General features: G+C 60.9%; 9 protein-coding genes. 6 read left to right on the forward strand and 3 right to left on the reverse strand.

Annotated features, from left to right (window positions below; genetic code table 11):
- Nucleotides 1–660, reverse strand: coding sequence for a GntR family transcriptional regulator (locus D8U61_RS13605; RefSeq protein WP_039763015.1), 660 nt, complete (start codon nucleotides 658–660; stop codon nucleotides 1–3).
- Between the two features lie 268 nt (nucleotides 661–928).
- Between D8U61_RS13605 and xdhA the strand changes: the two genes are divergently transcribed.
- The 4 genes from xdhA to guaD all read left to right on the forward strand — a co-directional run bounded on the left by xdhA (nucleotide 929) and on the right by guaD (nucleotide 7071).
- On the forward strand, nucleotides 929–2383 hold the full coding sequence (xdhA, locus tag D8U61_RS13610) for a xanthine dehydrogenase small subunit (protein ID WP_110601349.1): 1455 nt from the start codon (nucleotides 929–931) through the stop codon (nucleotides 2381–2383).
- Nucleotides 2376–4769 (forward strand): xanthine dehydrogenase molybdopterin binding subunit, encoded by a 2394-nt coding sequence (gene xdhB, locus D8U61_RS13615; RefSeq protein ID WP_130887692.1) that lies wholly within the window; start codon nucleotides 2376–2378, stop codon nucleotides 4767–4769. Before xdhA ends, xdhB begins: the two co-directional genes overlap by 8 nt.
- Nucleotides 4770–4895: 126 nt before the next feature.
- Nucleotides 4896–5753 carry a xanthine dehydrogenase accessory protein XdhC gene (xdhC, locus tag D8U61_RS13620; protein ID WP_130887693.1) on the forward strand — a complete coding sequence of 286 codons (858 nt, stop codon included), beginning with the start codon at nucleotides 4896–4898 and terminating at the stop codon, nucleotides 5751–5753.
- Between the two features lie 13 nt (nucleotides 5754–5766).
- Nucleotides 5767–7071: a guanine deaminase gene (gene guaD / locus D8U61_RS13625; protein WP_130887694.1), complete on the forward strand. Its 1305-nt coding sequence runs from the start codon at nucleotides 5767–5769 to the stop codon at nucleotides 7069–7071.
- Between the two features lie 250 nt (nucleotides 7072–7321).
- Here guaD and D8U61_RS13630 read toward each other — a convergent pair whose 3' ends face one another.
- Nucleotides 7322–8086, reverse strand: coding sequence for a GntR family transcriptional regulator (locus D8U61_RS13630; protein ID WP_007918375.1), 765 nt, complete (start codon nucleotides 8084–8086; stop codon nucleotides 7322–7324).
- Between the two features lie 358 nt (nucleotides 8087–8444).
- On the opposite strand from D8U61_RS13630, the gene D8U61_RS13640 reads away from it, so the two are divergent.
- Nucleotides 8445–9635 (forward strand): benzoate/H(+) symporter BenE family transporter, encoded by a 1191-nt coding sequence (locus D8U61_RS13640; RefSeq protein WP_056784186.1) that lies wholly within the window; start codon nucleotides 8445–8447, stop codon nucleotides 9633–9635.
- Nucleotides 9636–9878: 243 nt separating this feature from the next.
- Here D8U61_RS13640 and D8U61_RS13645 read toward each other — a convergent pair whose 3' ends face one another.
- Nucleotides 9879–10223 (reverse strand): YggL family protein, encoded by a 345-nt coding sequence (locus D8U61_RS13645; RefSeq protein WP_016773843.1) that lies wholly within the window; start codon nucleotides 10221–10223, stop codon nucleotides 9879–9881.
- A 234-nt stretch (nucleotides 10224–10457) separates the two neighbouring features.
- On the opposite strand from D8U61_RS13645, the gene dacB reads away from it, so the two are divergent.
- Nucleotides 10458–11918: a D-alanyl-D-alanine carboxypeptidase/D-alanyl-D-alanine-endopeptidase gene (gene dacB, locus D8U61_RS13650; protein ID WP_076566917.1), complete on the forward strand. Its 1461-nt coding sequence runs from the start codon at nucleotides 10458–10460 to the stop codon at nucleotides 11916–11918.
- Nucleotides 11919–11932 lie beyond the last annotated feature (14 nt).

The following is an 11932-nucleotide window of genomic DNA, read 5'->3' on the forward strand; positions in this document are numbered from 1 at the left end:
TCAGGCAACCGTCAGCGCAGACACCACCAGATCGCAGCTGCGCTGGGCATACGCCGTGAGCACGATGCGGATCTGCGGCAAATCACGGGCGAGGACGGCGGCGAGCAAGCGTTCGAACAGTTCGAGGAATTCGCTCATTTCCGCCTTGCGCTGTTCGAGGGCAAGGAAATACGCGCGGCTCATCGCCGGCTGGAGGTTCTCGACGGTTTCTTGCAGGTACGGATTGTTGGCAAACGGATAGGCGGCGCGCATCACCGCAAAGCTGTCATCGACGAAGCTGCGGATATCGCCGCGTTCGTAATTGGCGGTCAGGCGCTGCTGGATCTGCACGAACGGCGCCATGTCCGACTGCACTTGCCAGCCATTGGCCACCGAATTGCCAAGCAGGATGTACAGCTCGCTCATCAGCGTGCACAGGCTCTGCACCTTGTGCGGCGTCAGCTCGGTAACGTGGGCGCCACGACGCGGCAGGATCGCGATCAGGTGACGGCGCTCGAGGATCAGCAAGGCTTCGCGGACCGAACCGCGGCTGACGTTGAGCGCCAGCGTGACCTTCTGTTCCTGGATGCGCTCTCCCGGCTTCATTTCGCCACGAATGATGCGCTCGGCGAGGTGGTGAGCGATTTGCTCGGCGAGGCTGTCCGGCGCCTTGAACGTCATGGTTGTCCTTCAAACTCTATCGATCTGCACAAGCGGCGCAGTGTAGCGCAAATGCGCGGTCATGGCGGAGTGCCCACTCAGCGGTTTTTGGCACGAATCCCGCAAAAAAGCGCAGTGACCGATGAAGGTCAATACTGAATAGACACGCTGTTGATCGACGAAACGGATTTTCCTGACCTTTAAGTCAGAAAACCATTGACCGAAAAGTCAGACCTGCTAAATTCGGTTCACGTCGGTTAACAACAATAATGAGTCTGCGAGGCCTTCCGTGATCCAGTTTTTACTTAACCAGGAACTCCGTAGCGAGCACGCCCTGGACCCGAATCTGACTGTGCTCAATTACCTGCGCGAACACGTAGGCAAGCCCGGCACCAAAGAAGGTTGCGCCAGTGGCGACTGCGGCGCCTGCACCGTGGTGGTTGGCGAGTTGCAGACCGATGACAGCGGGCGTGAGCATATTCGCTATCGCAGCCTCAATTCGTGCCTGACTTTCGTCTCGTCCTTGCACGGCAAGCAACTGATCAGCGTTGAAGACCTCAAGCACAAGGGCGAACTGCACAGCGTGCAGAAAGCCATGGTCGAGTGCCACGGTTCGCAGTGCGGCTTCTGCACCCCCGGTTTCGTCATGTCGTTGTTCGCCCTGCAAAAGAACAGCGACGCGCCGGATCAGGCCAAGGCTCACGAAGCGCTGGCCGGCAACCTCTGCCGCTGCACCGGCTACCGCCCTATTCTCGCCGCTGCCGAACAATCCTGCTGCGGCAAGCCAGCGGATCAGTTCGACGCCCGTGAAGCCGAAACCATTGCCCGCCTCAAGGCCATCGCGCCGACCGATATCGGCGAACTCAACAGCGGCGACAAGCGCTGCCTGGTGCCGCTGACCGTCGCTGACCTGGCCGATCTCTACGACGCTTATCCACAAGCGCGGCTGCTCGCCGGCGGCACTGACCTGGCACTGGAAGTCACCCAGTTCCACCGCACTCTGCCGGTGATGATCTATGTCGGTAACGTCGCCGAAATGAAGCGCATCGAAACCTTCGATGACCGCATCGAAATCGGCGCCGCCACCGCCCTCTCCGACTGTTACGAAGCGTTGAATGCCGAATATCCGGACTTCGGCGAATTGCTGCACCGCTTCGCCTCGTTGCAGATCCGCAATCAAGGCACCCTCGGCGGCAACATCGGCAACGCCTCGCCGATCGGTGACTCGCCACCGCTGCTGATCGCCCTCGGCGCGCAGATCGTGCTGTGCAAAGGCGAAACCCGCCGCACCTTGAACCTGGAAGACTACTTCATCGACTACCGCGTCACCGCGCGCCAGGAAAGCGAATTCATCGAAAAAATCATCGTCCCGCGCGCCAGCGCCGAGCAGTTGTTCCGCGCCTATAAAGTGTCAAAGCGCCTGGACGACGACATCTCCGCCGTCTGCGCTGCCTTCAATCTGCGCGTGGAAAATGGCGTGATCGCCGACGCCCGGGTGGCCTTCGGCGGCATGGCGGCGATTCCGAAACGCGCTGCGCACTGCGAAGCCGTGCTGCAAGGTGCACCGTTCAACAATGCCGTGATCGAACGCGCCTGCGCCGCGCTGGCCGAAGACTTCACGCCGCTCTCGGACTTCCGCGCCAGCAAGGAATATCGCCTGCTCAGCGCGCAGAACCTGCTGCGCAAATACTTCATCGAACTGCAAACACCGCACATCGAGACTCGGGTGACCGCTTATGTCTAATCATCACGCCGTAGAGAAGACCCAGGCTGAATTGGCCGAATTGTTCGCCCAGGACCTGACCACCGGTGTCGGCCGCAGCGTCAAGCACGACAGCGCCGCCAAGCATGTGTCCGGTGAAGCGCAGTACATCGATGATCGCCTGGAATTCCCCAACCAATTGCACCTGTATGCACGCCTGTCGGACCGCGCCCACGCGAAAATCCTCAGCATCGACACGTCGCCGTGCTACGCCTTCGAAGGCGTGCGCATTGTCATTACCCACGAAGACGTGCCGGGCCTGAAAGACATCGGCCCGCTGATGCCGGGCGACCCGCTGCTGGCCATCGATGACGTGCAGTTCGTCGGCCAGCCGGTGCTGGCGGTCGCGGCGAAAGACCTGGAAACCGCGCGCAAGGCAGCGATGGCGGCGATCATCGAATACCAAGATCTGGAACCGGTGCTCGACGTCGTCGAAGCCCTGCGCAAGCGCCATTTCGTGCTCGACAGCCACACCCACCAGCGCGGCGACTCGGCCTCTGCACTGGCCACGGCTGAACACCGTATTCAGGGCACGCTGCACATCGGCGGCCAGGAGCACTTCTATCTGGAGACACAAATCTCCTCGGTGATGCCCACTGAAGACGGCGGCATGATCGTCTACTGCTCGACGCAGAACCCGACCGAAGTGCAGAAACTGGTCGCCGAAGTGCTCGACGTGTCGATGAACAAGATCGTTGTCGACATGCGCCGCATGGGTGGTGGTTTCGGTGGCAAGGAAACCCAGGCCGCGAGCCCGGCGTGCCTGTGCGCGGTGGTCGCGCACCTCACCGGCCAACCGACCAAGATGCGCCTGCCGCGCGTCGAAGACATGCTGATGACCGGCAAGCGCCACCCGTTCTACGTTGAGTACGACGTCGGTTTCGACAGCAGCGGCCGTCTGCACGGGATCAACATGGAGCTGGCCGGCAACTGCGGCTGCTCGCCGGACCTGTCCGCCTCGATCGTTGACCGGGCGATGTTCCACTCGGACAACTCCTACTATCTCGGCGATGCCACCATCAACGGTCACCGCTGCAAGACCAACACCGCCTCGAACACCGCTTACCGTGGCTTCGGTGGCCCGCAAGGCATGGTCGCCATCGAGGAAGTGATGGACGCGATTGCCCGGCACTTGAAGCTCGACCCGCTGGCGGTGCGCAAGGCCAACTACTACGGCAAGACCGAGCGCAACGTCACCCATTACTACCAGACCGTCGAGCACAACATGCTCGAAGAGATGACCGCCGAACTGGAAGAAAGCAGCCAGTACGCCGAGCGCCGCGAAGCGATCCGTCGCTACAACGCCAACAGCCCGATCCTGAAAAAAGGCCTGGCGCTGACACCGGTGAAATTCGGCATTTCCTTCACCGCCAGTTTCCTCAATCAGGCCGGTGCGCTGATCCACATCTACACCGACGGCAGCATCCACCTGAACCACGGCGGCACGGAAATGGGTCAGGGCCTGAATACCAAAGTCGCTCAGGTCGTGGCGGAAGTGTTCCAAGTCGAAATCGATCGTGTGCAGATCACTGCGACCAACACCGACAAAGTGCCGAACACCTCTCCGACCGCTGCTTCCAGCGGCGCCGACCTGAACGGCAAAGCCGCGCAGAACGCAGCGCAGACCATCAAGCAACGCCTGGTCGAATTCGCCGCGCGGCACTACAGGGTCAGCGAAGAAGACGTCGAATTCCGCAACGGCCACGTGCGGGTGCGCGAGCAGATTCTGACCTTCAAAGCGCTGATCCAGCAGGCGTATTTCAATCAGGTCTCGCTGTCGAGCACTGGTTTCTACAAGACCCCGAAAATCTATTACGACCGCAGTCAGGCGCGTGGGCGTCCGTTCTATTACTTCGCTTTCGGCGCAGCCTGCTGCGAAGTGATCGTCGACACCCTGACCGGCGAGTACAAGATGCTGCGCACCGACATCCTGCACGACGTCGGCGCCTCGCTGAACCCGTCGATCGACATCGGTCAGGTCGAGGGCGGTTTCGTCCAGGGCATGGGCTGGCTGACCATGGAAGAGCTGGTCTGGAACAACAAAGGCAAGCTGATGACCAACGGCCCGGCCAGCTACAAGATCCCGGCGGTGGCGGACATGCCGCTGGATCTGCGAGTGAAACTGGTGGAAAACCGCAAGAACCCGGAAGACACGGTGTTCCATTCCAAAGCCGTCGGTGAACCGCCGTTCATGCTCGGCATCGCCGCTTGGTGCGCGATCAAGGACGCGGTGGCGAGCCTCGGTGATTATCAGCATCAGCCGAAGATCGATGCGCCGGCCACGCCGGAGCGGGTGTTGTGGGGCTGCGAGCAGATGCGCCAGCTCAAAGCGGTGAAAGCTGTCGAAGCTGAAACCGCGGTTGTTTGATGATCGTTCCCACGCTCTGCGTGGGAATGCAGCCCGCGACGCTCTGCGTCGCATCCTGAACAGCGGACGCGGAGCGTCCAGTGATGCATTCCCACGCAGAGCGTGGGAACGATCTGAGAGGTGTGTATGTACAACTGGATCGACGCCCTCGCCGACCTGCAGAATCAGGGCGAACCCTGTGTGCTGGTGACGATCATCGAAGAACTCGGTTCGACGCCACGCAACGCCGGCTCGAAAATGGTCGTCAGTGCCGACCGCCTGTTCGACACCATTGGTGGCGGGCATCTGGAATTCAAAGCCATGCAGATCGCCCGCGAGATGCTCGCCAGCGGCAAGCAGGACACCCATCTGGAGCGCTTCAGCCTCGGTGCCAGCCTCGGCCAGTGCTGCGGTGGCGCCACGGTGTTGCTGTTCGAACCCATGGGCCAGGTGCAAGCACAGATTGCCGTATTCGGTGCCGGGCATGTCGGGCGCGCCCTCGTGCCGCTGCTGGCCGGCCTGCCCTGCCGGGTGCGCTGGATCGATTCGCGCGAGGCCGAGTTCCCTGAACACATCCCCCACGGCGTGCGTAAAATCGTCAGCGAAGAGCCAGTGGACGAAGTCGATGACCTGCCCGCCGGCAGCTACTGCATCGTCATGACCCACAACCATCAGCTCGATCTGGAACTGACCGCGGCGATTCTCAAGCGCAACGATTTCACCTGGTTCGGCCTGATCGGCTCGAAAACCAAACGCGCCAAATTCGAACACCGCCTGCGCGATCGTGGTTTCGACCCGAGCGTGGTGCAGCGCATGCGCTGCCCGATGGGCATCGGCGAAGTCAAAGGCAAATTGCCTGTGGAAATCGCCATCTCCATCGCCGGCGAAATCATCGCCACTTACAACGCCAATTTCGGCCAGCACAGCGCCCGCGCCGAACCGATTGCCCGACTGCTGCCCGCCTCGCGCCGCAGTCAGGCCGCCAAACTCAAAGCCTCAAACTGATTAGAGAACCCTCATGCCTCTGACTCGCAAAGCCTACCGCGCCGCCATCCTGCACAGCACCGCCGACCCTGCCGAAGTCGGTATCGAAGCCTCCTATGAATATTTCGAGGACGGCCTGCTGGTGATCGACGATGGCAAGATCAGCGCCCTCGGCCACGCCAGCGAACTGCTGCCAACCCTGCCGGCAGATATCGAGATCAACCATTATCAGGATGCGCTGATCACACCGGGCTTTATCGACACACACATTCACCTGCCGCAGACCGGCATGGTCGGCTCCTACGGCGAGCAACTGCTCGACTGGCTGAACACCTACACCTTTCCCTGCGAAAGCCAGTTTGGTGATAAGGCTCACGCCGACGAAGTGGCCGATATTTTCATCAAGGAACTGCTGCGCAACGGCACCACCACGGCGCTGGTGTTCGGCAGCGTGCATCCGCAATCGGTGAATTCGTTTTTCGAGGCCGCCGAGAAGCTTGATCTGCGCATGATCGCCGGCAAGGTGATGATGGACCGCAATGCCCCGGATTATCTGGTCGATACCGCCGAATCCAGCTACGTCGACAGCAAGGCGCTGATCGAGCGCTGGCACGGCAAGGGTCGCTTGCACTATGCGGTGACGCCGCGTTTTGCGCCGACCAGCACTCCGGAACAACTGACCCTGGCCGGGCAATTGCTGACGGAATATCCGGATCTGTACATGCAGACCCACATCAGCGAGAACCTCAAGGAGATCGAGTGGGTCAAGGAGCTGTTCCCGGAGCGCAAGGGCTACCTCGACGTCTACGATCACTACCAATTGCTCGGCGAACGCTCGGTATTCGCCCACGGCGTGCACCTGTGTGACGAAGAATGCGCGCGCCTGGCGGAAACCGGCTCGGCGATCTCGTTCTGCCCGACCTCGAACCTGTTCCTCGGCAGCGGCCTGTTCAACCTGCCGATGGCCGAGAAACACAAGCTCAATGTCGGCCTCGGCACCGACGTCGGCGGCGGTACCAGTTTCTCGCTGCTGCAAACCCTCAACGAAGCCTACAAGGTCATGCAACTGCAGGGCGCGCGGTTGAGCCCGTTCAAGTCGCTGTACCTGGCGACCTTGGGTGGTGCGCGGGCGCTGCGCCTGGAAGACAAGATCGGTAACCTGCAACCGGGTTCGGATGCCGACTTCCTGGTGCTGGATTACAACGCCACGCCGCTGCTGAGCTATCGCTTGAAACAGTCGAATAACATCGCCGAGACGTTGTTTGTGCTGATGACCCTGGGCGATGACCGCACCGTGGCGCAGACGTATGCAGCGGGGGCGCTGGTGCATCAGCGCTAGGTTTTCCTGCACTGATCGTTCCCACGCTCTGCGTGGGAATGCAGCCCGTGACGCTCCGCGTCACTGGACGCGGAGCGTCCCTAGAGACATTCCCACGCGGAGCGTGGGAACGATCATCCCCGGTGGTGTTTACCCCGGGGGATTTTTATTGCCTGTCAGATCGCCTTCGCGAGCAAGCTCGCTCCCACCTTTGAAATGCATTCCCCTGTGGGAGCGAGCCTGCTCGCGAAAGCCGCGACTCGGTCTCAGCTTAGAGCTTGGCCGCTGGACGCCCCGGCTTCTTGGTCTGCAACAAATGCGAGAACACCGCATGCAGATCATCCGACGCGCCTTCCTCGTCGAGGTTGAGCTTGCTGTCGATGTGATCCATGTGATGCATCATCAGGTTCACCGCCAGTTCGCCGTCGCGCTTTTCAATGGCGTCGATCAACTGGGTGTGTTCGTCGTACGAACAATGCGAGCGGTTGCCGCTTTCGTACTGGGCGATGATCAGCGAGGTCTGCGACACCAGGCTGCGCTGGAAGCTGATCAACGGTGCGTTCATTGCCGCTTCCGCCAGCTTCAGGTGGAATTCACCCGACAGACGAATACCGGCACCACGATCGCCACGGGAGAAGCTGTCGCGCTCGTCGTTGACCATCTGCCGCAGTTCGGCGATCTGTTCGGCAGTGGCATGTTGCACCGCCAGTTCAGTGATCGCCCGCTCGACCAGACGCCGGGCGAGAAACACCTGACGCGCCTCTTCAACGCTCGGGCTGGCGACGACGGCGCCACGGTTCGGCCGCAACAGCACCACGCCTTCATGGGCCAGACGCGACAGTGCGCGGCGAATGATGGTGCGGCTCACCCCGAAGATTTCCCCCAGCGCTTCTTCGCTCAACTTGGTGCCGGGCGCCAGACGCTGTTCGAGGATGGCCTCGAAGATATGCGCGTAGACAATATCGTCCTGGGTTCCGCTGCGGCCGGCTTTGCCTGCTCGCGGTTGTTTCTTGAGGGGTTGCAACTGTTCGTTCATGGGCACTCGAGTCGGGAAAACTGCGGCGAATAGACCGTGACTGTAATACGGCACAGTAGGTCGCTGGCAAGTATCGCGTAAAAAACAGCGCGATTGTACACAATGAATGGTGGCAACACGACTGTACGGCTGTTTGCGCCTGCGGCTGTATTGCAACGCTGGGTTACGTTTGAGTTTAGGCTTGATCGCAGAATCCGCTGCATGACCGCAATCCCTCGTGGGAGCGAGCCTGCTCGCGAAAGCCATTCCACATTCACTATGAATGTTGACTGACCTACCGCTTTCGCGAGCAGGCTCGCTCCCACAGAGGTTCTGTGTTGTGGCGGACATCTCCATTGGTATAAGGAACACCGCCGTCATGACCGACGCCACCCACGCCCGCCTGCGCCCTCTCGCCGACACCTCGCCTTCCGCCATCGTCGCCGGTTTCATCGCGATGATGACCGGTTACACCAGTTCGCTGGTGCTGATGTTCCAGGCCGGGCAAGCGGCCGGCCTGAGCAGCGGGCAGATTTCCTCGTGGATCTGGGCGATTTCGATCGGCATGGCAGTGTGTTCGATCGGCCTGTCGCTGCGCTATCGCACACCGATCACCATCGCCTGGTCGACCCCCGGCGCGGCGTTGCTGATCACCAGCCTGGGCGGCGTCAGTTACGGCGAGGCGATCGGCGCCTACATCACGTGCGCGGTACTGGTGACGATCTGCGGCCTGACCGGCAGCTTTGAACGGCTGGTGAAAAAGATCCCGGCCTCTCTGGCGGCGGCCTTGCTGGCAGGGATCCTGTTCAAGATCGGCAGCGAAATCTTCGTCGCCGCGCAACACCGTACCGGTCTGGTGCTGGGGATGTTCTTCACTTATCTGCTGGTCAAGCGCCTGTCACCACGCTATGCGGTGCTTGCAGCGCTGCTCATTGGCACTGCGCTGTCGGGCTTCATGGGGCTGCTGGATTTCAGCGGCTTTCACCTGGAAGTGGCCACCCCGGTGTGGACCACGCCGCACTTCTCCCTGGCCGCGACCATCAGCATCGGCATTCCGCTGTTCGTGGTGGCGATGACCTCGCAGAACATGCCCGGCATCGCCGTGCTGCGTGCCGATGGCTATAACGTCCCGGCCTCGCCACTGATCACCACCACCGGCATCGCCTCGCTGCTGTTGGCGCCGTTCGGCTCCCACGGCATCAACCTCGCAGCGATCAGCGCGGCGATCTGCACCGGCCCGCATGCCCATGAAGATCGCAACAAGCGCTACACCGCAGCGGTCTGGTGCGGGGTGTTCTACGGGATTGCCGGGGTGTTCGGCGCGACGTTGGCGGCATTGTTTGCGGCGTTGCCGAAAGAACTGGTGCTGTCGATTGCCGCGCTGGCGCTGTTCGGCTCGATCATCAATGGCTTGAGCATTGCCATGAGCGAGGTGAAGGAACGGGAAGCGGCGTTGATCACGTTTATGGTCACGGCGTCGGGGCTGACGCTGTTTTCCATTGGTTCGGCGTTCTGGGGGATTGTGGCGGGGGTTTTGACGCTGGTGATTTTGAATTGGCGCAGAGCTTAAGATCAAAAGCCCCTCACCCTAACCCTCTCCCAAAGGGAGAGGGGACTGACCCAGGTGCTCGGAAGATATACGCCGACGAGGGATACCAAGTCGAACTCACATCCCGAAAAGCCCACAAATCGGCCCCCTCTCCCTCGGGAGAGGGCTGGGGTGAGGGGCGAATCCACCGCCAAACCCAAGCCGTACCACCCAAACCCCAGACGAAAAAAAACGGCGACTCTCAGGTCGCCGTTTTTTTCAGTATCACTTGGCCGCGTTGATCGGCTTTTCCGGATACCACACGTCCAGCAGCGGGCTGACTTCGTACTTGGTCAGCTCGGAGCGGTTTTTCAGCCAGGCTTCAACGGCAGCGCGCTGCTCTTCGTTGACCGAGCCACGCTTCTGCAGGCACACCAGACCGAAGTCGTCGCCGCCAACATAACCCAGACCGTTGGCTTCCATGGCTTCTTTGATGAATGCTTCGAGGAAAGCGTCAATGGCTTCTTCGGACAAGTCTTCTTTGAAGTCCAGGTTCAGTTCGAAACCCAGCTCTTGAAATTCATCAACGCACAGTTTTTTGCGCAGACGCTGGGAACGGTTAGTCGCCATTGGAACAATCCTCTTAAGTAATAACGGCCGGCACTTTACCAGTTTAAGCCGGCGATTGCCCGACTCTCTGGTCGCTGCGGCCGACCGCCTGTAAAAAAATAAGCGATTGGCCGGGCCTGACACGGCACAAGCTGTTACAGCTTGGGGCATAATGCCGACACTTTCATGACCACTGAGGGCCTTTTCATCCATGTCCTCGTCTTTTTTCCCCTCTTTTGCAGGGTTTTATTGCATATGATCAAATCGTTGCGTCCACTGTTTCTCGCCGGCCTTCTTCTGCCTCTGGCCCTGCCTGTCTCCGCTGCCACCATCAACACTTCCCTCACCCCGAACGTCGAAAAAGCCCTCAAGGCCAGCAAGTTGCAGCCCACTGCGCTGTCGCTGGTGATGGTGCCGCTCGACGGTCCGGGCACGCCGACCGTGTTCAACGCCGACGTCTCGGTCAATCCGGCCTCGACAATGAAACTGGTCACCACTTACGCGGCGCTGGAAATGCTCGGCCCCAACCATCAGTGGAAAACCGAGTTCTACACCGATGGCACCCTGAGCGGCGGCATTCTCAACGGCAACCTCTACCTCAAGGGCGGCGGTGACCCGAAGCTGAACATGGAAAAACTCTGGCTGCTGATGCGCGACCTGCGCGCCAACGGCGTGACCCAGATCACCGGCGATCTGATCCTCGACCGCAACTTCTTCGTGCAGCCGCAATTGCCGGAATTCAACGATGACGGCAACGACGACAACAAGCCGTTCCTGGTCAAGCCCGACTCGCTGCTGGTCAACCTCAAGGCCCTGCGCTTCGTCGCGCGCAATGACGGTGGCCGCGTACTGATTTCGGTTGAGCCGCCGATTGCCAGCATTCGTATCGAAAACACCGTCAAGGCGCTGCCGTCCAAGCAATGCACCGGCGGCGTGCGCTACAACCCGGTGCCGCAGGCCGATGGCAGCGTGACCGTGACCGTCGGCGGCCAATTGGGCGAAGGCTGCAGCTCGCAGACTTACCTGTCGCTGCTCGACCATGCGACCTACACCGCCGGCGCCGTAAGGGCGATCTGGAAGGAGCTGGGTGGCAGCATTCAAGGCAAGGATCGTCTGGCGCCAACGCCGAGCGGCGCCAAACTGCTCGCCCGCGCGTACTCGCCGGATCTGGCCGAGATCATCCGCGACATCAACAAATACAGTAACAACACCATGGCCCAGCAGCTGTTCCTCAGCCTTGGCCAGCGTTTCCGCAACGATGCCGACGGTGATGACGCGCGGGCTGCGCAGCGCGTAGTGCGGCAGTGGCTGGCGAAGAAAGGCATCACCGCGCCGCATCTGGTGATGGAGAATGGCTCTGGTCTGTCGCGGGCCGAGCGGGTCAGTGCACGTGAGATGGCCAACATGCTGCAGGCCGCCTGGCACAGCCCGTACGCCGCCGAGTACATCAGCTCGCTGCCGATTGCCGGTACCGACGGCACCATGCGCAAACGCCTGAAAACCACGGCGATGCGCGGTGAGGCGCACGTCAAGACCGGCACCCTGAATACCGTGCGCGCGATTGCCGGTTTCAGCCGTGATGTGAATGGCAATACCTGGGCAGTGGTAGCGATCCTCAACGACAAGGCCCCGTTCGGCGCCTCGTCGGTGCTCGATCAGGTGCTGCTGGATCTGTACAAACAGCCGAAACTGCCGCAGACCGCTTCGGTGCTGTAAGCGGATTCTGAAAA

The organism is Pseudomonas sp. Sample_14 (assembly GCF_004307515.1).
Taxonomy (GTDB): domain Bacteria; phylum Pseudomonadota; class Gammaproteobacteria; order Pseudomonadales; family Pseudomonadaceae; genus Aquipseudomonas; species Aquipseudomonas atacamensis.

Coding starts and splice junctions, on each gene's coding strand:
- D8U61_RS13645 (WP_016773843.1), bottom strand. CDS start 10,223: ATGGCGACTAACCGTTCCCAGCGTCTGCGCAAAAAACTGTGCGTTGAT.
- D8U61_RS13640 (WP_056784186.1), top strand. CDS start 8,445: ATGACCGACGCCACCCACGCCCGCCTGCGCCCTCTCGCCGACACCTCG.
- xdhC (WP_130887693.1), top strand. CDS start 4,896: ATGTACAACTGGATCGACGCCCTCGCCGACCTGCAGAATCAGGGCGAA.
- D8U61_RS13630 (WP_007918375.1), bottom strand. CDS start 8,086: ATGAACGAACAGTTGCAACCCCTCAAGAAACAACCGCGAGCAGGCAAA.
- dacB (WP_076566917.1), top strand. CDS start 10,458: ATGATCAAATCGTTGCGTCCACTGTTTCTCGCCGGCCTTCTTCTGCCT.
- D8U61_RS13605 (WP_039763015.1), bottom strand. CDS start 660: ATGACGTTCAAGGCGCCGGACAGCCTCGCCGAGCAAATCGCTCACCAC.
- guaD (WP_130887694.1), top strand. CDS start 5,767: ATGCCTCTGACTCGCAAAGCCTACCGCGCCGCCATCCTGCACAGCACC.
- xdhB (WP_130887692.1), top strand. CDS start 2,376: ATGTCTAATCATCACGCCGTAGAGAAGACCCAGGCTGAATTGGCCGAA.